The organism is Methanomassiliicoccus luminyensis B10 (genome assembly GCF_000308215.1).
Taxonomy (GTDB): Archaea; Thermoplasmatota; Thermoplasmata; order Methanomassiliicoccales; family Methanomassiliicoccaceae; genus Methanomassiliicoccus; species Methanomassiliicoccus luminyensis.
Genome location: NZ_CAJE01000015.1, coordinates 118060 through 139795, shown reverse-complemented (window position 1 = coordinate 139795; position 21736 = coordinate 118060). Strand labels below are relative to the sequence as shown.

At 58.9% G+C, this 21736-nt stretch carries 19 protein-coding genes and 1 tRNA gene; 9 read left to right on the top strand and 11 right to left on the bottom strand.

The genetic code is table 11. The features are described 5' to 3' along the window. Nucleotides 1-90 precede the first annotated feature (90 nt). From WYS_RS14975 to WYS_RS14970, 7 genes are all read left to right on the top strand, one after another. A complete protein-coding gene (locus tag WYS_RS14975; protein WP_147654321.1) occupies nucleotides 91-1653 on the top strand; it encodes a PAS domain-containing sensor histidine kinase in 1563 nt (520 codons plus the stop codon). A 74-nt stretch (nucleotides 1654-1727) separates the two neighbouring features. Next, nucleotides 1728-1811 (top strand) — tRNA-Leu (locus WYS_RS09720). A 267-nt stretch (nucleotides 1812-2078) separates the two neighbouring features. Further along, nucleotides 2079-3413, top strand: coding sequence for a Fic family protein (locus WYS_RS09715; RefSeq protein WP_019177978.1), 1335 nt, complete (start codon nucleotides 2079-2081; stop codon nucleotides 3411-3413). A gap of 232 nt (nucleotides 3414-3645) precedes the next feature. Beyond that, nucleotides 3646-3984: a tyrosine-type recombinase/integrase gene (locus WYS_RS15695; RefSeq protein WP_238540777.1), complete on the top strand. Its 339-nt coding sequence runs from the start codon at nucleotides 3646-3648 to the stop codon at nucleotides 3982-3984. Nucleotides 3985-4244: 260 nt separating this feature from the next. Further along, nucleotides 4245-4787, top strand: coding sequence for a hypothetical protein (locus WYS_RS09700; protein ID WP_019177975.1), 543 nt, complete (start codon nucleotides 4245-4247; stop codon nucleotides 4785-4787). A 527-nt stretch (nucleotides 4788-5314) separates the two neighbouring features. After that, entirely contained in the window at nucleotides 5315-5788 is a 474-nt protein-coding gene (locus WYS_RS09690; RefSeq protein WP_019177973.1) for a hypothetical protein, read from the top strand. A gap of 609 nt (nucleotides 5789-6397) precedes the next feature. After that, nucleotides 6398-7474 carry a GTP-binding protein gene (locus WYS_RS14970; protein WP_019177972.1) on the top strand — a complete coding sequence of 359 codons (1077 nt, stop codon included), beginning with the start codon at nucleotides 6398-6400 and terminating at the stop codon, nucleotides 7472-7474. Between the two features lie 57 nt (nucleotides 7475-7531). On the opposite strand, the gene WYS_RS14965 is transcribed toward WYS_RS14970, so the two are convergent. The 5 genes from WYS_RS14965 to WYS_RS09660 form a co-directional block, all read right to left on the bottom strand. Next, complete coding sequence (locus tag WYS_RS14965; protein ID WP_081579941.1) at nucleotides 7532-8131, bottom strand: PH domain-containing protein; 600 nt, start codon at nucleotides 8129-8131, stop codon at nucleotides 7532-7534. A gap of 117 nt (nucleotides 8132-8248) precedes the next feature. Further along, nucleotides 8249-9352: a sensor histidine kinase gene (locus tag WYS_RS14960; RefSeq protein WP_049796324.1), complete on the bottom strand. Its 1104-nt coding sequence runs from the start codon at nucleotides 9350-9352 to the stop codon at nucleotides 8249-8251. 60 nt (nucleotides 9353-9412) lie between these two features. Then, nucleotides 9413-10741, bottom strand: coding sequence for an MFS transporter (locus WYS_RS09670; RefSeq protein WP_019177969.1), 1329 nt, complete (start codon nucleotides 10739-10741; stop codon nucleotides 9413-9415). A 67-nt stretch (nucleotides 10742-10808) separates the two neighbouring features. Continuing rightward, nucleotides 10809-11156 carry a DUF1634 domain-containing protein gene (locus WYS_RS09665; RefSeq protein WP_019177968.1) on the bottom strand — a complete coding sequence of 116 codons (348 nt, stop codon included), beginning with the start codon at nucleotides 11154-11156 and terminating at the stop codon, nucleotides 10809-10811. A 1-nt stretch (nucleotide 11157) separates the two neighbouring features. Continuing rightward, nucleotides 11158-11991 carry a sulfite exporter TauE/SafE family protein gene (locus tag WYS_RS09660; protein WP_019177967.1) on the bottom strand — a complete coding sequence of 278 codons (834 nt, stop codon included), beginning with the start codon at nucleotides 11989-11991 and terminating at the stop codon, nucleotides 11158-11160. A 78-nt stretch (nucleotides 11992-12069) separates the two neighbouring features. Here WYS_RS09660 and WYS_RS14955 point away from each other — a divergent pair, with 78 nt between their 5' ends. Continuing rightward, complete coding sequence (locus WYS_RS14955) at nucleotides 12070-12930, top strand: THUMP domain-containing protein (RefSeq protein ID WP_019177966.1); 861 nt, start codon at nucleotides 12070-12072, stop codon at nucleotides 12928-12930. Between the two features lie 348 nt (nucleotides 12931-13278). Beyond that, a complete protein-coding gene (locus tag WYS_RS09650; protein WP_019177965.1) occupies nucleotides 13279-15531 on the top strand; it encodes a C1 family peptidase in 2253 nt (750 codons plus the stop codon). A gap of 125 nt (nucleotides 15532-15656) precedes the next feature. On the opposite strand, the gene WYS_RS09645 is transcribed toward WYS_RS09650, so the two are convergent. The 6 genes from WYS_RS09645 to WYS_RS09620 form a co-directional block, all read right to left on the bottom strand. Beyond that, the gene (locus tag WYS_RS09645) at nucleotides 15657-16235 is read right to left on the bottom strand and encodes a 50S ribosomal protein L15e (protein WP_026068994.1); all 579 of its coding nucleotides are present in this window, start codon (nucleotides 16233-16235) and stop codon (nucleotides 15657-15659) included. Between the two features lie 304 nt (nucleotides 16236-16539). Continuing rightward, a complete protein-coding gene (locus WYS_RS09640; RefSeq protein ID WP_019177963.1) occupies nucleotides 16540-16950 on the bottom strand; it encodes a hypothetical protein in 411 nt (136 codons plus the stop codon). 102 nt (nucleotides 16951-17052) lie between these two features. Then, the gene (locus WYS_RS09635) at nucleotides 17053-19488 is read right to left on the bottom strand and encodes a DNA-directed DNA polymerase (protein ID WP_019177962.1); all 2436 of its coding nucleotides are present in this window, start codon (nucleotides 19486-19488) and stop codon (nucleotides 17053-17055) included. A gap of 4 nt (nucleotides 19489-19492) precedes the next feature. Continuing rightward, nucleotides 19493-20683, bottom strand: a complete 1191-nt coding sequence (locus WYS_RS09630; protein ID WP_019177961.1) for a redox-regulated ATPase YchF — start codon at nucleotides 20681-20683, stop codon at nucleotides 19493-19495. Between the two features lie 97 nt (nucleotides 20684-20780). Further along, entirely contained in the window at nucleotides 20781-21134 is a 354-nt protein-coding gene (locus tag WYS_RS09625; protein WP_019177960.1) for a hypothetical protein, read from the bottom strand. Nucleotides 21135-21264: 130 nt separating this feature from the next. Next, entirely contained in the window at nucleotides 21265-21729 is a 465-nt protein-coding gene (locus tag WYS_RS09620; protein WP_147654320.1) for a hypothetical protein, read from the bottom strand. Nucleotides 21730-21736 lie beyond the last annotated feature (7 nt).

Here is a 21736-nt window from a genome sequence, read left to right as displayed (position 1 = left end):
GGGAACGGATGCAGCCTAGCTGCACACTAAATATATATGCTATCTTACAAAATCGTCTGAGAAGGTCATAATTTCACGCTCGGTGGGAAGTTGAGCGAAGACGATCATAGCAAGATAGAGCGATTGCGGCCGGTGCGGTCCCCTGTCGAGGAGGAGAACGCGGAGCTGCGCAGAGAGCTGGAGAGGATCCGAAGCGAGCTCCGCCATGCCGAGGACAGGTTCCACGCCATGGCCGATACCGCCTTCGAGATCACCATCGTCCACGTGGGCGGGACCATAGTGGACGCCAACGAGGCCACCCTGGAGATCTCGGGGTACTCCAAGGAGGAGGTGCTGGGCAAGAAGGTCTTCGAGTTCTACACCCCCGAAACGCAAAGGATGCTCAAGGAGAAGCTGCGGTCCCCCGACCCCGGGCCGTACGAGGCCGAGCTGCTGAGGAAGGACGGAAAGATCATCACGGTGCAGGTCCGCGGGAGGGACATAATCTGGAACGGGAAGCCCGCCCGGGTGGCCTCGGCCCAGGACATCAACGAGCAGGTGAAGGCGAAGAAGGCGCTGGAGCAGGAGCGGATGTGGCTGAAGGCCATACTGGACACCCTGCCGGTCGGCGTGCTCCTGGCCGACGCGCGCGCCGCCATCTTCGAGGCCAACGACCTGGCCAGGGAGATCATGGGCGAGGTGGAGGTGCAGGGCCGCCGGGGCTTCCGGGGGTGGTGGGCCAACAGCGGGATCGAGGTCGCCTCGTCGGACTGGGGCTTCATCAGGGCGGCGGTGGAGAAGGAGAGCGTCACGGGGCAGCTGATCGACATCCAGCGGTCGGACGGCTCCAGGGGCACCATCCTTGAGTCGGCGGCGCCGCTCAGGGACCCGGCGGGCAAGATCGCCGGCAGCGTGGCCATCGTGCAGGACATCACCGCCCAGAGGAAGCTGGAGCGCGAGGCCGTAGAGGCGAAGGAGCGGGCGGAGCTGTTCATCGACCTCCTCATCCACGACATAAACAACATGAACGCGGTGGCCTCGGGCTATCTCCAGCTCATCGACCACAAGGGCGAGCTGGGGGACCGCTCGATGCTCCGGAAGGCCCAGGGGGCCATGGATGAGATCGACCGCCTCATCGACACCGTGAGGAAGATCAAGACCCTCGACCGGCCGGGGGCCCGGCATCGCCTCCTGGACCTGGGGCAGGTCATCGGGGAGGTGGTGGTGGACCGCATCAACGAACCGGGCAACACCGCGTCCATACGCTACGAGTCGAAGGAGAGGCGGATGGTCCTGGCCAGCGACCTGCTGAGGGAGGTGTTCGCCAACATCATCGACAACGCGGTCAAGCACGCCCCCCGGCCTGTGACGATCGACGTGAGGCTGGGAGACCACTTCCACGAGGGGAAGGAATATCACCTCGTGTCGATCGAGGACGACGGGCCGGGGATACCGGACGAGATGAAGCCCCGGCTGTTCTCCAGGCTGCAAAGGGGGAACACCAGGGCCAAAGGGTCGGGGTTGGGCCTGTACCTGGTGAGGAGCCTAGTAGAGGACCTCGACGGGATAGTATGGATGGAGGACCGCGTCCCCGGCGACCATACTCGGGGGTCGCGGTTCGTGGTCCTGCTGCCGGTGGCCCACCTGAGCGATGCCAGCATTGACCAGGAATGACCTCGGAGCGGTCCTTGCATGCAGAGAGTCGGAGCAAGTTTTATATCCAAATCCAGTATAAGGTGGGAGTACAAGCAGGGGTAGCCAAGCTTGGCCAACGGCGTAAGATTCAGGGTCTTATCCTTAGTGGTTCGGGGGTTCAAATCCCTTCCCCTGCACTTAATTTTCATTTCTAGCCCATCGCTGAAAGGGCTGTTTTACACGTGTTCGATCGTCTAATGTGGCGTAAGAACCTGAATCCACTGCTCAAAAGCAACCAAGTAATAGTCCAAGACCTAAATACCAATCTGTGCTAAAATTTGCTAAATTAGCATAAGAAACATCACTAAATCGTTTGAAGCTCATTTGCTAATTTATGCTAATTTGTGTTAAATTAGCAGATAACTTCTTAATCCAGTAATAGTATCTACAAATTTGAGTTTCTTATGAAAATGCCTCAAAAGCCAAAACCATTAGGAAAAATATTCGAAGAGAAAGTAATGGACCATTTAGATTTATTGGACGATAAGGAAACTCAGGACTTGACTAAGCGATACAATGAACAATATGTCCACTGGGATGAATTAAGATATAAAGACCTTCCAAAAGACCATGAAATTGTTTGGGCTCTGATGAAGCTTTCGAGAAATAATCAATCTAAGCATGTCAAATTTAAAGATATTAATCTAGAATATAATATGACTAATCAGTCTCAACGGATAATTCACATACTAGATACAGGGGCTTCAGGTCTGTTGGTCGTGGACGATCCCTTAAAAGAGCCGGAAATGGCCAGGTATGTTGTGAGTTCTCTGATGGAGGAAGCAATAGCATCCAGTCAACTTGAGGGGGCAGTTACAACAACAAAGGTAGCTAAACAAATGCTACGCGCGAAGAGAAAGCCCCGCTCTCCCTCTGAGCAAATGATTGTGAATGATTATCTCACGATGCAGAGGATTAAGGAGATTCGGGATCAAACACTAACTATTGATACAATTCTTGAATTGCATAAACTGGTCGTTCACGATACTTTGGAAGACCCATCGTTTGAAGGCCGTTTCCGAGAGGATGATGAAACCGTGGTCGCAGACCCTCTCGAATCAGACAGGATATTCCACCACCCTCCATCACATAAGAAGATTCCAGAGTACATGGAAACCCTATGTAAATTTGCTAATGATGAGAAAGATAGTGATTTTCAGCACCCTCTTGTAAAGGCAATAATTATCCATTTTATGATTGGGTACATTCATCCATTCGTAGATGGAAATGGAAGATTGGCCAGAGCACTAATGTATTGGTATGCGTTAAAGCGCAACTACTGGCTATTTCAATATATGGCAATCTCTAAGGTAATTAAACAGAGCAAGGGAAAATATGGGTTGGCATATCTGTACTCTGAGACCGACAACAATGACATCACGTATTTCATAAATTACAATTTATCTGTAATGGAAAAGGCCCTTGAGAACACTAGGCAGTATATCGCTCGCAAGCAAAGGGAGCAAAAGGACGCCATGATGCTGGTCGAGTCCCATCCAGAGCTTAACTTCCGCCAGGCGGAAATACTCAAGGATATGATTAAGCACAAGGGGGAGCCCGCAACAGTTGCTGAAATAATGTCAAAGTTCAATGTGGTCCATCAAACCGCAAGAACTGATTTACAGCTACTTTCTAAGCTTGGATTTCTGAAGATGAGCAAAATTGGGAGAACTTGGTACTTTTTCTATCAAAGTGATGATAACTATAAAAACGAAGAAAAGAACACAAGTAGAGAATAAAGAAAAAGCTTCAGTTAATATTTCACTTGGTAATGGCAATCCCAAGACCGCTAGCTGAGCCGGGTATCAAATCCTCAATGTACTTATTATCTGTTAGCGGTGTTCTGTACCGCAGGGACCCGCCTCGCAGAGCTAACGGGCCTGAACTTGGAGGACATCGACTTCACCGTAAGCAGATACGCATAAAACACGCCAAAATCGACAAGGAAAGGGAAGCTCCCTTATCTGCCGAGTGCGAGGGCGTTTTAAAGCAATACATCGATGCCTTCCACGGCCCGAAGGCAGGCCGAGAACCCCGTTGTTCAAGTCGCAGAGGGGGAACAGACTGTCATGCCATGCCGCAGCCGATGTCATAGCGAAGTGCGGTGCGAGGGCTGAACTACCGCAGAAGATAATCCCTCACGTTCTCCGTCACTCCTTCGCCACGGCAATGGTAGGGAACGGTTGCGACATATGGCACCTGTCCAATATGCTGGGGAATAACGATATCGGGACGACCCAAATCTACCTCCACGTCAACAACGAGAAGCTGAGGGAGCAGTACGACAAGGGAGTGCCCCGTTTGGCGTAAACGATAACCATCATTTCAAACCCCACCTATTCTTTTTTGTGTGGCTATATAACTATTGATAGATGAATCTAAAATTGCAGACCCTGCGATGAGGATGGCAGGATGCTAATTAAATTTTACGAAGGATTGTATATAAAATTATATATAACTCCAATTTGATAAGAAACAGATTGGAGGTAACAATAAAGAAAAAGTTTTTCACTTCAAAGTTGATTATAATTTGAAGGTACATTTGCATTTGACATCGGAGAGGGGAAATTATGAAAGAACAGCACCAGCGAATTGTAAAAGCAGGTTTGTTTTTTGGAATTAGCACGGGCTTATTTTTAGCTTTAATAGTCGGAATATTATTCGAAATAAGTTCTCAAGATGGAATAGACGGACTTTTGTGGGGACTGGGATTGGCTTTGGCCGTAGGACTTGTTTCCGGTGTTCTCTTCGGCCTATGCATGGCATTTTTATCAAAGTACCACACAAAAAAATTTGAACCTTTACGCAGGCAGATGGCAAGGGAGCATAGAATCGTTTTTGAAGGTGAAGCAAACCACTTTATGAACAAAGAGGGCGTTGGCGGCTGGCTTTTTTTAACACCTGAGTTCTTGTTTTTTAAGTCGCATCGATTCAACATTCAAAATCATGAACTGACGATACCCATGAGCCTGATAAAGTCTGCCACTCCCTGCAAGCTTCTTAATTTCGCAACCGGGCTGAAGGTTGAAAAGATAAATGGCACATGGGAAACGTTTGTAGTGAACCACAATAACGAATGGGCTGTAAGGATAAACAATTCGATTGTAAGATAGGGGCATAAAGAAAAATGACTTATGTCCCCAAGGGGCGAAAGGCGAGGTCAATGGGACTGTGGAATAGCGGACGAGCGGGGAGGTAACAAGACATGAAAATGACCCGTGAGAAAAATACATGGATATGGTTTGTAGTGGTGGTCCCAATCAGTTCTGCGAACATGCTGGCAATCATCCTGTTGAATCTGAATGTATTTCAGATGGTCATCACTGCAACGATTTCTATTATTATCATTCTCGCTCTCTTTCGGATATTGGAAAAACACGGTTATCGGTTATCTTACCACTGCGATCAAAAATGACGATAATAGATCCTGACCTGATCACCTATAACTAACCGCTTGGATCAGCAGGTACTTGATTGCCGGGTGCCTGCCACTTTCCGTCATTCGGCTGTGATAGAATGAAAAATCGCAATCAATTAATTATCGTCATTCTAATTGCCATCGTATTCTGTGCCATCATTGCAGTGTACGCTTTAGACAGAGGTTCGGAGGATGACGGTAACAATGTCTCTTTTGTTATAGATGAAGAATGATGTGAGCATCTGTCAGGCAGAGGAGTTCGAACGTGCGGCGATGAGCTCTTATGATGCCCGAGCTGATCTGTTCGTGAAAAAAGTACTTTCCAACGACGATCGCGATGGCGATGGCGTATCCACATTGGACAATTGCCTTAAGGCCTTATATGATAGATGCCCCTCTGGAACTGACTTCCCCGGTTTTGTTCTTTCTTACTTGCAGGAGAATTTCAAATACGTGTCCGATCAAGAGTTGTACTCCTCTTTCGATTGGGCGGCTTACCCTATAGAGACGTTGTCGCTGAAAGAAGGTGACTGTGAGGACTTCGTGATACTGTTCGTTGCTCTTTTGGAACGCGGAGGATATGATTGTGGGATAGCGTTATTCCATGACCATGTTGTGGCCATGGTGGCGGTGGAATGCGATACATCTTCTAGTGTGGATGCTTTCTCGCCAATGTCTGTTGGATATGGAGGATAGACTTATTATGCATTCGAAACCACGGAAAATTGTCCTCCCGGATATACTTTCGAGGAATACTCTTCTGCCGACATCCCCTTCCAAAATACTTATACTTGTGAAATAGCAGACTCGCGGACCTGGGTTCGTCACCATGAAAAACGTGATCGAACCTCTATCTATACCTACGTGGGCAGTCAAGATCAAGATGGCATGCAGGGATAGGTGAAATCGTCCGGTCGAACGAGGTCCTGCGGAGCGGCCGCGGAGGGTCACTCTCGACCCTCTCAGTCACAGCGGGCTTGACCAATGCTAGCTGCAATCCGATAAAAGAAGTGAGGGGGCGGGCGGCTCAGGCCACCCTCCCCCGGCGGAACTTAGGCTCTAGTGGGCTTAGGGATTCAATGGAGCTGTCCGCGCTGTTCTGCTTGGTCGACGGGGGCACCCGAAATCGATGGACGCATTGATCGCCCCGGAAACCACCCACGAGTTGGAGAGATAATGTTTTAGTTTAGTATTTAATGTTTGATATTAGAATAAACTATTATAGTTCTGAATCTAACATATCTCTCAAACATCCATCAGTCAAGCATATATCCGCTGAGCTTTCTGCGCTTATGGGCGGAGTCCATGGTCACGAGGATAGTGCTGATAGGCGGATTCCTGGGTGCTGGCAAGACGACATTGATCAACAAGGCGGCTAAGCAGATGGTCGGCTCGGGCAAGAAGGTCGCCCTCATCGCCAACGACCAGGGCGAGGCCCTGGTGGACACTCAGTTCAGCAGGGGCAACGGATACCAGACCGCCGAGGTGCTGAGGGGCTGCTTCTGCTGCCGCTTCCCCGACCTCATGCAGGGGGCTCGCGGGCTCATAAGCGAGTTCAGGCCGGACATCATAATCGCGGAGCCGGTGGGTTCCTGCACCGACCTGCAGGCCACCGTGGTGGCGCCGCTGCGCTCCCTTTACAAGGACGAGTTCGCCGTCGCTCCCCTGATGGTGCTGGTCGACAGCTCCCGGCTGTCCTCCGACGAGATCGAAGCAAAGTCCATCGGCGGCTACCTGCGGAAGCACCAGATCGAGGAGGCTGAATATGTGGTGCTATCCAAGGCCGACATGATCCCCAAGGCCCGGCTGGAAGAGCTGATCGCGGAGGTGAAGAAGCTCAACCCCGCGGCTAAAGTGATCGGGTACTCCGCCATCACCGGGCAGGGGTTCGACGAGATCCTCGGCATCATCAACTCCAGCCAGATCAGCAACGGATCCCCCGTGGACGTGGACTACGACACCTACGCTGACGCCGAGGCCGAGCTGGGCTGGTACAACGGGTATCTCACCTTCAGCGTGGCGAAAATGGACGCCTATGACCTCGGGACCAAGGTGCTCCGCTACATCGCCGAGCGCTACGATCCCCAGGACATCGCCCACGCCAAGGTGCTCCTCCGCTCCGGGACCAGCACGGTCAAGCTGAGCCTGATCCTCAGCAACCTCACCGTGGACGGGGTCAAGGGCTCCCGGTACGCGGAGGGCGAGGTGGAGCTGTTCGTCAACGGGCGGGTGGTATCCTCGCCGGAGGCGCTGCGGACCAATATCCAGAGCGCGGTCAAGAGGGCCTTGAGCGAGGCGGGGGTCCAGGACTACAGGTTCACCGACGACTGCTTCTCCCCCGGCCGGCCCAACCCGACCTACCGGATGAAAGCGGGAGTATGAGCGCTCCGTCAAACCTCTTCGATCACTTATTACTCCTCAAGAAGAGAGGCCAACACGTCACTTCTGTCTCGGCCCCGCGCCCGCTTCCAGGAGCTCCCTGATCTTGACCAGCTCCTCCAGGGCCCTTTCCGATGCTGGCAGGGCCGCTTTCTCGGCGCGCCCCTCGCCGGACGCGGGGATGTGGTCCAGGACGAAGGTGCGGTAATCATAGTAGTTCTCCAGCCCCTCGATCCTGATCTCCGGGTCGGTGCCCTGTGCCCCGCTGGAGCCGGCGGTCTGGATCTTGAGCGCGCTCAGCCCGAACAGCCTCATGACCGGACCCTGGACGATCTTGATGTGCGTGATCTTGCTGTACGGCACTATGCCGGTGGCCCGGAACATGATCCCCCGCCCCCACTCCATCTCCGTCTCGGTGAAGCGGTACCACAGGTAGCGGTGGGACAGCACCGCCCAGACTGTCGATGGCACCAGGATCACGATGTTGATGGCCAGCGCGATGAGGGCGCCCTCGGCCGAGCCGTAGAGAACAGCGGCCACGAGTATCGCTACCGGCACCACCGCCAGCAGGACCACGCTGAGCAGGTTGTACCGCAACAGCGCCGGCACCGGCCTTATCTTCTCGTTCAATATCACGTTCTGGCTACGTTCGCTCCCCATCTACATCCCCCCATATCGACGCGCATCGCCGGCGAGCGGGATGCCGCCGCACGATGCTGCTCTGGAATGTACGTCATCGAATAATATAGCGATGCCCGCGGACACCATCCCGCTCCGTCATCGGGACTGGCCCGCGGCGGCGGGGATCAGTATCTGAAATCTCGCTCCCTGGGAATGGTCCCCCGGCACGCGGTCCTCCACCCAGACCCTGCCGCCCAGCTCCTCGGCGATCACCTTGACGAGGTACAGGCCCAGCCCGCTGCCCTTGCCGCTGGTCCCGCCCCTCGTTCTTCTCTGGAATATCTTCTCCTTCAGTTCGTCGGGGACCCCCGGCCCATCATCGATTATCGAGATCAGGTGGTGCCTCTCGCCCTCCCCGGCCACGGTGGTGAGCTCGATCCAGATGTGGACGGGCCCGCCGGTATGGACCACCGCGTTCCATAGGATGTTCTGGACCGCGTCCCTCAGAAGCCTCGGCGCGTTCACTATCTTCCCCGGGACCGGCTCGTACTCCACCTCGACGGGCCGCCCGGGGGGCGCCTCCATGTCCTTGATGAGGTCCAGCAGCAGTTCGTTCAGGTCGACCTCCCCTCCCCTCCTGGCCCTGTCCCCCGCCAGGTGAAGCTGCTTGACCGTGCCTATAAGCTCGGTGCTGTCCTCCAGCGCCCCCATGGCCTTGGGCACGCTCGCCTCCATCTTCCCGGCGTCGTCCCCGGCCAGCTGCAGGTAGCCGAGGGCGGCGGCGTTGTAGTTGTTGATGTCGTGGGTGAGCAGGTCAACGTAGAACTCTGCCCGGGCCCTCTCCCAGTTGGCGTCCTTCTCGAGCCCCCTCAGGGTGGCGTTGGAGGCCGTCAGCTCGTCGGTCACGTCCCGCAGGCGCATTTCCAGTTTCTTCCTGCGGACGCCCAGGAACCCGATGGCGCAGATGAGGGCGATGGTCATAGCCCTGTTCGCCAGCGAGAAAGGGCTTTGCAGCTCCGGGGAGGCGATGATGCCTATGGCCGTCAGCACCAGGGCCGCCCCCCACACTGCGTACAGCAGGCGGGGGCTGAGGAACCACAGGCTGATGAGCAGAGGTACGGCGTACAGCATGGGGACCGTCAGCTCCCAGGGCGTGGTGATCTCGGCGAGGAATATGACCAGCATCATCAGTGCGGTGATGGCCACGACCACGTTCTGGTCCGAGAGCGGTCCGGGGGGTTTCGCCCTGTCTCTGAGCATCCATGATATCGAGGGCAGGTACAATCGGTTAATATTGACGCCCCATCAAAGCTCGCACCCTCATCCCTGGGCCGCCGCAGCGCTCTCCGCCTTCGCCGGCTCATCTCCGAGGTCGATCCTCAGCAGCATGCCCAGCCCTACCGCCAGGAACGCCGAGGCCAGCACGAACACCACCATATATCCGAAGTACTGCGCGACGAACCCGCCGATCAGTGCTCCGGCGATGGTGCCGACCCCCTGCATGGCATTGTACATCCCGGAGGACTCGGCGCGGCGCTCCTCCTTGCATATGTTGGACACGATGTGATTCCCTGCCACGGAGATATTGGCCCAGCAGAACCCCACCAGGCCGTGGAGGACGCAGAACGTCAGGAGCAGCAGCTCGTACGGCATGCCGACCATCGTCACCAGGAAGAACATCGGGAACAGCACCCCCCTCCCCGCCACCGCCGCGGCCTGCAGCCTCTTGCTGCCGACCTTGGGGACAAGCCTGCCCGCCCGCGAATAAGCCAGAGCGGACACCAGCGAGGAAGCCATATAGATGAGGAACACGTTCGAGCTGCTCATCCCCGCCTCCTGCTTCAGATAGATGGGCAGAGTGACGTAGAAGCACAGGAACCCCGTGGTCATCACGAAGATGAACGCGTAGTACCTCCGCAGGTTGGCCGGGAAGTTGTCCCGGCGCAGGCTGTGGGTGCCGATCTTGAGCACGTACATTATGCGCTGCGGGAGGTACCTCGCCCTCTCGAAGGTGAACAGGGGCACCTTGCTCAGCGCGCCGCTGAGGGTCCGGCGGTCCACCTTCTCCTCCGGCTCGGGGACCCACTTGTAGGCCAGGAACACGGAGACCAGGGAGAGGCCGGCCGCCAGGAGGAAGAGCGCGCGCATGGGGGTGGCGGGATCACCCTCGGTGAAGGATGTGAGCCAGACCGTGCCCAGGGCCAGGCCGATGAGCCAGCCCACCCCGCTGACCTTGCTGAAGTCGGCCAGCCGCTTGGCCCATTCCTCTTTCTTGTACGATTCCAGTATGAGGACCGTACCCACCGGCACCGACGCCGTCGACAGCATCCCCAGCACGAAGTTGGCCAGAAGGTACTGGGGGACCGAGGTGGAGAACCCCATCATGAGCATGGCCATGGCCATCCCGGCGAAGCCGATGAGGACGAACATGCGCCGCTTCTTGGCCGCGTCCGACAGGTTGCCCCACAGGATGTTCGAGGGGACCGAGGCGGCGGAGGTCACCGCGCTGATGAGGCCGACCTGGGCGATGCTGCCGGACAGCGCCTCGGTGATGAACAATGGGATTAGGGGAGAGGTGCTCCCGCCGGCCATGTTGTTCGGCAGGAACGAGTAGTACCACTTCTCATCGTTCTCTCTGCGCTTTCCCATCCCTGAGCAACTCACTCAAGCATCTGTCGTCGGTTCAAGAATGTTTCCATCTGGACGTCATGGTCCGCTATCCTGTCAGGACGGCCAGGCCGATGAGCGCGAGCACCGCCAGCGATACCAGGACGTAGCGGGGCTCCCGGTCCGAGATGAACACGATGAGGGCGGCCACCACCCTGGTCAGGGGCGTCGCTATGAGGAATATGATCCCCAGGTCCAGCACGGCGATGGGGTTGCCCTCCATGATGCCGGAGGCGATCTCCCCCAAGGTCATATCTACTTCCTGATGCTCCACCGGGGACAGGGCGAAAAGGACGAGCCCGAGGACCAGGGTGGCCACGCTCAGGACCATCCCCGCTTCCAGGACGAGGCGGGTCCACCTGTTCAGCCGGGTATGCCGGTACGCATGCTCGTCCATGTCACACCCCCACGCTTATCCCGGCCGCACGGAGGAACATGAGCAGGGAGACGATGAGCAGCAGGGCCGCGAAGTACTTCCGCAGCGAGGCCACGGCGATGCGTCCGGACACTCTCGTTCCCAGGGTGGCGCCGGCGAAGACCCCCACGGCCACCGTCGCCGCCAGCACCGGGGATATGAGGCCGTTGGCGTAGAAGACGGCCGCGCCGGCGAGCGCCGTCACCCCGATCATGAAGTTGGAGGTGGCGGTCGCCGCTCTCAGGGGCACCCCCATCCACAGGTTCATCGCCGGCACCTTCACCAGCCCGCCCCCCAGGCCCAGCAGGCCGGCCATGTTCCCGGCCAGGAAGCTCGCCCCCAGCCCCCGGCGGAGGTGCCGCACCTCGTAGCAGACCTCCTCCCCGGTTCGCTGGTCGACGTAGCGGCCCGAGAGGCCGGAATAGCAGCAGTCCTGGGCGGGAATGGCGGCCTCAGTCTTCCTGAGCATGGAGTACGCGCTGTATACGAGGATGGCGCCGAAGGCCGCCGCCAGGGCCGCCTGATCGAGGTACACCGCGATGATCGCGCCGACGATGGAGCCGGCGGCGGTGAAGGGCTCCATGACCATGCCCAGGCGGATATTAACCAGCCCGCTGCTCAGGTAGCGGGAGGCCGCGCCGGTGGACGAGGCGATGACCCCGATGAGGCTGGCGCCGATGGCCTCCTTGATGTCGAGCCCGAAAGCGATGGTCAGCACGGGGATGATGACTATGCCCCCTCCTATGCCGAACAGCGCCCCCACCAGGCCGGCCACGATGGCGGCGATGAAGATGCCCAGGGCGATCAGGGGGTCCATGGGGTGGACGAACGGCTGGCCGGTAGATATACTCTCGGAACCGCAAAAAGATAATACCGAGGCAGGCATCATCCCGGCGTGGACGTCATCCTGGTTCGCTACGCCGAGGTCGGGCTGAAGAGCCCCAGTGTACGGCGGTACTTCGAGACCGTTCTGGTCGACAACATGCTATCATCCCTGGCCCACAGCGGGCTGGAGGCCCTGGTGGACTCGGCCCAGGGGCGGATATATGTGACCACCGACCGGATCGACGAGGCCGTCACCGTCCTCAGGAGGGTCTTCGGCGTCGCTTCGGTGTCCCCGGCGCTCATCTCCGGGAGCGAGATGGCGGAGATGCAGGAGGCCGCGGCGAAATACTCCCTCGGCGTGCTGAAGGAGGGGCAGACCTTCGCCGTCAAGGCCCGAAGGGAAGGCAATCACCCCTACAAGAGCATGGACGTGGGTCGCGAGGTCGGCTCGGCCATCTTCCTGGCCAACGAGGACCGCGGGGTGAAGGTGAACCTGTCCCATCCCGACATCACCTTCTATGTGGAGGTCCGGGGGAAGAAGGCGTACATATTCAGCGAGTATATCCCCGGGCCCGGGGGCCTGCCCATGAGAAGCCAGGGCAAGGTGGTGGCGGTAGTGGAGAGCGAGAGGGACGCCCTGGCCGCATGGATGCTGATGAAGAGGGGATGCCGCGTGACCGTGGTCACCTCAAACAGGGACGGCCCGGTAAGGATACTGGAGAAGTGGGCCTCCAAGCTCAAGGTGACCACCGACCGCAGCGTGGAGGACGTGCTTCGGAACAGCAAGGCGTCCGCGGTGGTCTTCGGGTACGGCCTCGGGAACATGGATAAGATTAGGGAGGTCCGCTTCGAGCAGCCTGCCTTCTACCCGCTCATCGGAATGAGCGAGGAAGAGATCGCCGAGCGGATCAAGGGCATTATTGATGGATGAAGCCTGCCTGCGGAGGCCGTCGAGTGGAGGCAGCGCCTTCGCTCTATTCCGCTCAGGCGGGACGCCCCCGGCGGGGGAGAGGCGTTCGCATCTGCATATTTCATCCGTTCCATTCTATATTATTGGACTTGATTCGATTAGTTAGAAAACCATGTCCTCGATGGCCCTCTCGGAGAGATGAGCATGATCCCGCGCCCCCGTGTCCTGACCGCCGCTTTTGCTTTGATGTTGACCTTCCTGTTCCTGGCATCCCCGCTCGGCCCCGCGATGGGCTCGGCTCAGTCTTGGGAGGACGACGGAGGCGTTGCTCTCGAGAGAACGCCGGCAACATGGACGTCCACACGCGCAATGGACATCTCTCTGATGGAATCACTGAGGCAGGCGGTCGGGGAGCGGGACCCTGATAAAGATTATAATGTTATCATAGACGGGCACGGCACCGGCCTGGCCCCGCCGACCGCGGAGGCCTGGGAAGATATGGTCGGGAACGTTATCGTACTGGATGGCCTGGCCGAGACCCTGGGGAGCGCTCCCGCTTCGGTGGACCTCTCGGCCGACCCGTGTTTCCCTCAGGTCGGCAACCAGGGCAACCAGGGCTCCTGTGCGGCCTGGGCTATGGCCTATTACTGCTACGGATATCTAGAGGCCAAGGACAACGGGTGGACCGAGGCCTCCATCGGGAACGCATCGCAGCTCCTCTCGCCGGCATGGGCCTATAATCGGGTCAACGGGGGGACGGACTCTGGTACGGTCATGAGCCAGATCGGGGACGTCATCACGGATTGGGGGATCCCGACCCTTTCGGCCATGCCCTATGATGACACGGACCTCCTGAGCTGGGGCGATGAGGCCGCCTCCCGGGAGGCTCCCCTGCACCGCGCCTATGAGACCGTGATGGTCCCCCTTAACGAGGACACCGTGGATATCTTAAAGGCCCTTCTGGCTTCCGGGACTCCCGTGACCTTCGGACTGGCCGCTGATAATTTCGAAAATTTCGGGGACGACCTCGTGCTGTCCTCGGCGGAGTACGATGCCTCAATGGCCCTAGATCATGCCCAGACCCTTGTCGGCTACGATAGCTCCATCGCCGACGATGGCGATGTAGGAGCGTTCAGGGTGGTCAACTCCTGGGGTTCCTCGTGGGGCGACAACGGATACTACTGGCTCACCTACGAGGCGCTGGAGGAGATCGGGGACGGCATAATGCTCACCTATATTGTCGACCGGGAGGACTATTCCCCGAGCCTTCTGGCAGTATGGCATCTTGACGGCCCCACGGCCAACGACCGCGAGTTCGAGATCGGCATAGGTGGTCAAGCCTCGCCCTTGGGGAAAGTAGCTCCGCTGTTCGTCCCGTCCAACCAAAGCCATTCGCCATTCATGTGCCTGGACATATCGGACCTTGAGGGCCTGTACAACACCGACCCGGCCGAATTCTTCCTGAGCGTCGGTCTTGGGACAGGATATGTGCAGATCTCTTCGTTCCGCGTGGAGAGGTATTCAGCGACCTATGTCCCGGGTTCGCCTTCCCAGGTCTCTCCCCAATCGCCCGACGCGGGCGCCAACGTTCCGGGCACGGTAAGGGCGTTCCTCTATGATTACCCATCCACTTCCCTGGATCAGGCTACCGGCACCTCCCTGACCTTAGGGACCACCGGCGCCGCTGGCTGGTTCCCCTTCAGCGGCGAGTCCTCCGAGGGCGGTACCTCTGCTCAGAGCGGGGACGTCTCCGACGGGGGAATGACGGAGATGACTGTTATCGTCAGCGGTCCGGGGGCCATCTATTTTGACTGGAAGGTGTCGGGGGATAAAGGTACGGATGAGATGACCTTCAAAGTGAACGGGGCGATCGTCGATTCAGCTACTTCTACGGCGTGGCAAAGCAAGAGCATTGCTCTAGAAAGCGGCACCAATGAACTGACGTGGTCGTACGAGCGCAACGGCAACGGCGGCGGCTGCGCATGGGTGGACAATATATACTGGAGCACGGTCCAGGATACCGCCCCGCCGACACTAACCATCGATTCGCCCTCGGACGCCCAGATCCTCAGCTCCGGCAGCGTCACGCTCGATTGGAGCGGCCACTCCCCTGCAGGCATAGATCGCTGCGAGGTCCGTGTGGACGGAGGGGACTGGAGCATCGCAGCCTCGCCGGCACAGCTGGAGCTGGACGACGGGGACCACACCGTAGAGGTCAGGCTGTCGGACAATGCCGGAAGGACCGTGGTGCGCGAGGTCTCGTTCACGATCGACCGCTTCCCTCGGGGCACGATCTGCGGGACCCTCGTTGACCAGCAGGGCCGTCCAGTGGAAGGGGCGACGATCACTCTCAGCGATGGGCAACATGCAATGACCGATCCCAACGGCTCCTTCTCCTTCCAGGCATCTCCGGGCGACTACACTGTCTCGATATCCGCGGCCGGCTTCGATGATCGGACCATGAGCGTGTCATCCATAGGCGGCGAGGTCAGAAGTCTCGGGGCCGTGAGCCTGAGCGCCTCCAGTGACCCTGATGACACGATCTGGACGTACCTGATTATCGGCATCGTCGTAGCGGCATTGCTCGTTATGGCAGTGGTGCTGGTGCGGGCCAGGAGGTGAGCGCTCCAGACCTGGCCCCCAAGGCCCGGGCCCCTCGCCCGTTCCCTGGCATAGTTCAGCGAATCAGGTACGATCGTGGGAGAAATGTAAAAAAGGGAAAGGGGATTTTGGAAGGCGTTTGGGGCTTACTTGCCCTGATGCTTGTGGGCGTTGATGGAGGGGCGGACCTTCTCGGCGCCCTTGCCCTTCCACTTCAGGCCGCGGCCGGCCTTGCCAGCGGCGGTGAGGCCGCGGAAGGCCCTCTTCTTGTGCTGGGGCTCGCAGATCCAGTTGATGGTCTTGTCCGCCTTGATCACGGGGTGGTGCGGGTCTACCATGATGATCTCGTACCACTCGTGCAGGCCGTCCATGCCCACCCAGTAGGAGTTAAGGACCTCCAGGTTGGGGTACTTCTTGGATGCGCGCTCCTCGGCGATCCTCTGCAGGCTCTTGCCGGCGGTGATTTTGTTGATGCCGCGGCGCTTGGCCCTCCTGCCCTTGCGGATCTGCCTCTTTCTCAGGGAGCCCTTGCGGACCCTGCCGCGAACGACGATGAAGCCCTGCTTGGCCTTGTAGCCGAGCTTGCGGGCCCTGTCGAGCCTGGTGGGGTGCTCGATCTTCATGAAGTTCTCGTCCTTGCGCCACTGAATGAGGCGCTCCCACTGCAGCTGCTTTACATAGCTGTCAGAAGGCCTGTCCCAGGCTTCGGCTATAAAATGGTACATGTTCTTGCCCTGGACGGTCTTCTTCTGTTCCTCAGTTTCATCGACCGCGGGCTTCTCGACTTCGTTGGTTGTCATATGTGTCACCTGCCGCCGCAGCGGCGTTTAAGGATTCACCCCTGTAAGGGGGCACATCTCCGACGAGATATGGTCTCTCGTGACTAGGGCTCGACACATCAATCCATATTATATAACTTTTCGTTCAGGCCGAGGCCCGCCGGGCCGGGGACGGCATGGATAAAGCCTCGAAGCCGTCGGCGGTGAAGAGGGCATGGGGCCGGCGCGGGGCGGCCGGGCCGCGGCGTACCTACTCGGAGGACGCCAGGGAGGTCTCGATGAGATCGAGCTCGGCGTCCAGCTCCTCGAAGGCGCCTTCCTTGAAGCATTTGACGGCGCTGAGCTGCCCTTCCAGGTAATACCCGTTCGACTTCAGCTCCCTCAGCGCGGCGGTCCTGCTCTCCAGCACCGCCAGGTCGCACTCGCCCCCCTCCTCTCTCAGGAGGGGGATATGCACTTCGAGGGAGAACAGCCTCTCGCCGTCCTCCGAATGAACGCCCAATATGGCCACGGTGCCGGCAAGGATGACCTGGAGATCGACGTCGCCGGCCCTTTTGACCGCTTCCTTCAATTCCTGCACGTTCAAAATCCGCCGTTCGCCAGTCTGGTCAAGGGAACCGTCCTGGGACCACTCTCCGATGATCTCTACCTTCCCGATCAAATCCGAAACCCACCCGTGGCACGTTATGTTGGGAAGTTAAACGTATCTGTCTAGGGTTTTGAACTTGATAAGGAGACTGTTGAGTCCAGAGCCCCCCGGGCATCACATAAAATCTCGCAGGTCGAGGCTCTTGCTGGTCTTCTTGGCCGACCCTTCCTTCTTCTTCCTCGGCGGCTCCGGCCCGGAGGAGAAGGCGCTGTCGAAAAGGGTCACCTGCTGCGAGCCGGTCATGAGGTCCTTCTCGCCCCAGCCGAACACCTCAGTAGCCCTGGCGGCGGTCTGGGCGATCCTCTCGGCGTAGTACTTGCAGTCCGGCTTGTGCTCGAACGTGCGCCCGCTGATGTACGGCTCCACCTCCTGCGGGGTCTTTCGGGAATCGGTCACGATCCAGGAGACCTTCATCCCCGGGATGAAGTCATAGCCGAGATGCATCATCTTCCTGGCCGCCTGGACGTTGGCCTGGGAATCGGGGTCCTTGTAGGAGTTGAAGGACTTGCAGGTACGCGATATGACCAGCTCCTCGATGGGGGCCTTGCAGTCCATGGCCTTCTGCACGGCGTCGCGGGCCACCTTCACCGCCTCCTCCGGCTTGCCATCAAGGATCTTCTCGAACACCGTCATCAGCACCTCGCTCTGGAGGTCGAAGGCATCGCTCCTCCTGGTCTCGTAGCCGCGGATCAGCAGCTCCTGGTCCGGCCACACTGAGCGGCCTACATAGCGCTTCTTCTTGCCGTGGGAGAACAGCGGTTCCAGTACCTTCTGGAACTCCATCTGGGAGACCTCTCGGGAGAACCGGTCGGCGATCTCCTGCCCGAACTTCACGGTGTCTTCCAGATTCTTATGAGGTGACTCTACAAAAATAGAATCGGTGTCTGAATAAATGACCTTGTGGCCCTCTTCACCTAGCCTGGCGATGAGGGTCTTGACGGTCTCCCTGGCGAACGCGGTGATGGCGCTCCCGATGTTGCGGTCCGTGAAGCGGTAGAACGAGGAGGCGAACACGCCGTACACGGCGTTCATGAGGACCTTGACGGCGTTCTGGAGACCGTCGTAGTAGCGGTACTCGTCGGGGTCCTTCGTTTCCCTCATCATCTTCTTGATGTCGTCCCTCTGCTTCATCAGCTCCCGGAGGATCTTGGGCAGCAGCCCCTCCTTCTGCTCCCTGGAGAGGAAGCGCGCCCCGTTGGGCGCCTCTATCGTTCCGACGTCGCTCAGCGTGGTGAAGCAGATGTTCTTGTTGATGATGAGCGAGGGGTACATCGACTTGAAGTCCAGCACGATGACCCAGTGGTACAGCCCCGGCTCGATGGTGTGAACATACCCGCCCTCGATGGCCTCCTCGTCGTCATCGAAGTTGCCGGTTAGTGGCACGCCCACCGGGCCGAACGGCTCCGGAACGCGGTCGGCCTCCCTGATCAGGATGGAGTCGATGAGGGACGAGTTCCCGGAGGTCTGGACGTCTTCCATGGGCAGCTTGGACACCGCTGCCAGGTCCATGGTCTTGCGCAGCGTGCCCACGTACTCCAGGATGCGGAGGGCGAGCTCGGCGTCCTTCTGGCAGTACCTCATCACCTTGGCGCGGTCGTCCCTCCATTCGTCGTCCATCTTGGACGGCTCCACGTCCAGCTTCTCCTCGCCCAGGCACAGCTTGGCCACGTGGTTGAGCGTTTCCTGCTTTGGGCGCAGCGCGATCTTGGCGGCCCACCACGCATCTACTACCAAACGGCCGTTGCAGCGCCACCCCCGCATCCCTACCTTTCGAGGCTCGCTGAGGTCCCGCCCCCACGCCAGCTTCCCGGCCCTGGACACCTTGCCCCTCTCGAACAGCGTCGGTATGTCGTAATTGTCGATGTTGTACCCGGTGATGACGTCGGGGTCCTCGTCCTGGATGACCTTGGTGAACGCGTCTATGATGTCCTTCTCCTCACCAGTGATCGGTTCTCCCAACCGGAGCTCCCCGCCCTCGCGGATGGCGTAGCATATCGTGAGCACGTTGCCGTCCTTGATGGAGTTCTCGATGTCGAACGACATCACCTTGAGGTCGGGGTTGAACGGCGGCAAGGTGTCGAACCTCGGGGCGTTCTTTCCATCGACAGGGTCGATATCCACTACCAGGTCGGTGAGGTACTCCCCCACCGCCTCCTGGCCGTATATCCGGACGCAGGCGCCCAGGTCGAAGTCGTAGATGAACCGGTGGTGGAACGGGATATCGGCGGCCAGGACGTCGTAGTCCCGCCTCAGCCGGGAGCGAAAATCGGGCACAAGCCAGGGGAATCGCACCACCACTCTCGCGGAAGGCCGCAGTTTTCCCTTGTAGAACACCTTCCTCTCCTCGACCCTGCGGACATCGGGGTCCTTGCGCAGCTGCTCGATGGTCGTGGGGGATGGCTCCACGACATCGAAGTACGGCTCGAAGCCGGTGTACCGAGCGGTAATGGAGCGTCCGTCGTCCAGCGTGCCGTACAGCTCTATGGTGAGCTGGTCGTTATCCACCCTGCGATAGGTGGCCGATAGAAGGCGGACGTCCCATTGGCCCAAAGCATCACTTCCTGGAGACGATCGTGATCACGTCATCGCTTTGCAGAACATAATCGTTGCCGACCGTCCTGTGCGTTCTCACGTTGATCGCCCGGATAAAGTTTTCTCCCAGGTCGGTGTGGACCTTGTACGCCAGCTCTTTTGCCGTGGTCCCTTTCGGCACCAGGAAGGCGTCCGGCAGCACCCGCCCGTCGTGGTCGGTGAGCTTGGCCTCGTCCTCCACCGGGTACACGATGATGAGGTCGAGGAGGTCGAACGCCGCCTTCTCCAGGCATTGCTGCACCCCGGTGCCGCGGAACCGCTTCACGTGGGCCTCCATCATGCCCAGGGCGTTCTTCTGGCCGGCGTTGAGCTTGGACGGGTCCGCTATCTTGAAACTGTCATCGCCCGGAAGGTAGCTGACCAGCTTGGCCTTGGCCGCTTTCTTGAGAGCAAGCTCGGTCTCCGCGCAGGTGGGCACGGCCATGCCGTCCGCGGCCTCCGCGAGGCGCTTCAGCGTGGCGTCGTCGGCCGCGTCGGCCTTGTTCATGGCGATGATCAGGGGCTTGGAGTACTTGCGGATGGCGTGGGAGATGTTGAGCATGACCTCAGGGTCCCAATTCATGGGGTTCTCCGGCGGGTGGACGTCCCGCAGGGCCGCGCTGATCTGGGCCTCGGTGACGCCCAGTCCCGTCAATCGATCGTGGATGACCGGCTCCATGGACTGGTTGGTTAGGTGCGCCTGCCTCGCCGCCTTCTCCCAGCCCTTGTCCAGGATGCCTCTGATCCAGAACGCTATCTCCCGTTCCAGGAACTTGACGTCCTCCACCGGGTCGTGCGAGCCGGGAGGCACGGAGTTGCCCTCGAGGTCCGTCGCTCCTGAAGCGTCGACCACGTGGATGAGCACGCTGGCCTGCCGTAGATCGTCCAGGAACTGATTGCCCAGGCCGCGCCCCTGCCAGGCGTCGGGGACCAGCCCCGCCACGTCCAGCAGTTCGACCGGCACCAGCCTGGTGCCGTTCTCGCACCCCGCGTTGCGGGGCACGCACTGGGTATCGAAGTCGACATGCGGGCACTTGCCGCGGACGAACGCGACGCCCTTGTTCGCCTTGATGGTGGTGAAGGGGTAGGCGGCGATCTCGGCGCTGGCCATGGTGGCGGCGCTGAAGAATGTGGACTTGCCCACATTGGGCTTTCCAACTATACCGATCTGCATGTTCTCGCCGATGGTATGGCTGGAGAATAGAAATATTATCGCTTGCCTGTGCCGTACGAGCGCCCGCATTATGAATGGGGAACTGGAGGCGCGGGCCTCATCCTATCGGGCAGGCCACGCGCTTCCAGGGGCCGCGGGAGACCTCCTGCAGCGTTCTCAGCTCCTCCACCAGGGACGCGTACCCGCTCCGGTCCTCCCATTCCGGGCTGTGCTCGAGCCTCAGCTTGGACCCGTCCCGCCGGTAGGCGTGGAGGATCCCGTTCTCGCTCCTTAGCTCGGGCATGAACTCGGGGCTGAGGCCCTTGTCCACGGCGTAGCTGAACGCCCTGCGGAACATCCCCAGGCTGGGGTCAGGGCTCCTGCCGTCCCAGCTCCCGCTCCGCGCGCTCGTCCCCTCCGGAAATACTTCCCCGCATCCAGCTGCCTTCACGTCCGCGTAGCCGCTTGTCATGTGATCGCTCCTGGCCTTCCGTCGTAGGACCACATGTTCGGATGGTCTTGAACCTGCCCTAAGGACAAAATATAGAGATAGTCCAGAACATATCGGTACGAAAGAATATGTTCTGTAAGGAGCCTCCTTCTCATTGGCCCGCCACCTTGCCTCGGGCCTGCATGGAGCAAGGAGCCCCCGGGGGCAGCTCCAGAAGCTCGTCGAGCAGTGCGGCGTAGCCGGTCTCGACCTCCCAGAACAGGGAATGGTCCAGTCTCAGCACGTGGCCGTTACTGCCGAACGCGTGCACCGTACCACGGATGATCCTGAAGCGGGGGATGAGGTCGGGGGGAAGTCCCCTCTGCCGGGCCAGCTCTACCGCTTCCTCGATGAGCTTCCGGTTCACGTCCAGGGGGACCGGCATGGTCCTGCCGCTGATACTGGGCGGGTCGAACAGCGCGCCCGTTTCCATATCCTCAAGGAAGTCGCTGTCCAGAGGTAGGTGCAGATCGAAGAACCGCTCCTCCAGGGGCGGAACTCTTATCCGCTCCCGGGCGAATCGGGGAGCCCGCGGCCTTTCCCGCATCGTCCCCGCAGACCTATACATTCCCGGCATAGTGAAC

Bases quoted from the DNA above. Each gene is read 5' to 3' on its own strand.
- WYS_RS09715 (WP_019177978.1), top strand. From the start codon at position 2,079: ATGAAAATGCCTCAAAAGCCAAAACCATTAGGAAAAATATTCGAAGAG.
- WYS_RS09700 (WP_019177975.1), top strand. From the start codon at position 4,245: ATGAAAGAACAGCACCAGCGAATTGTAAAAGCAGGTTTGTTTTTTGGA.
- WYS_RS09690 (WP_019177973.1), top strand. From the start codon at position 5,315: ATGAAGAATGATGTGAGCATCTGTCAGGCAGAGGAGTTCGAACGTGCG.
- WYS_RS14970 (WP_019177972.1), top strand. From the start codon at position 6,398: ATGGTCACGAGGATAGTGCTGATAGGCGGATTCCTGGGTGCTGGCAAG.
- WYS_RS14965 (WP_081579941.1), bottom strand. From the start codon at position 8,131: ATGGGGAGCGAACGTAGCCAGAACGTGATATTGAACGAGAAGATAAGG.
- WYS_RS14960 (WP_049796324.1), bottom strand. From the start codon at position 9,352: ATGCTCAGAGACAGGGCGAAACCCCCCGGACCGCTCTCGGACCAGAAC.
- WYS_RS09670 (WP_019177969.1), bottom strand. From the start codon at position 10,741: ATGGGAAAGCGCAGAGAGAACGATGAGAAGTGGTACTACTCGTTCCTG.
- WYS_RS09665 (WP_019177968.1), bottom strand. From the start codon at position 11,156: ATGGACGAGCATGCGTACCGGCATACCCGGCTGAACAGGTGGACCCGC.
- WYS_RS09660 (WP_019177967.1), bottom strand. From the start codon at position 11,991: ATGGACCCCCTGATCGCCCTGGGCATCTTCATCGCCGCCATCGTGGCC.
- WYS_RS09650 (WP_019177965.1), top strand. From the start codon at position 13,279: ATGGACATCTCTCTGATGGAATCACTGAGGCAGGCGGTCGGGGAGCGG.
- WYS_RS09645 (WP_026068994.1), bottom strand. From the start codon at position 16,235: ATGTACCATTTTATAGCCGAAGCCTGGGACAGGCCTTCTGACAGCTAT.
- WYS_RS09630 (WP_019177961.1), bottom strand. From the start codon at position 20,683: ATGCAGATCGGTATAGTTGGAAAGCCCAATGTGGGCAAGTCCACATTC.
- WYS_RS09625 (WP_019177960.1), bottom strand. From the start codon at position 21,134: ATGACAAGCGGCTACGCGGACGTGAAGGCAGCTGGATGCGGGGAAGTA.
- WYS_RS09620 (WP_147654320.1), bottom strand. From the start codon at position 21,729: ATGCCGGGAATGTATAGGTCTGCGGGGACGATGCGGGAAAGGCCGCGG.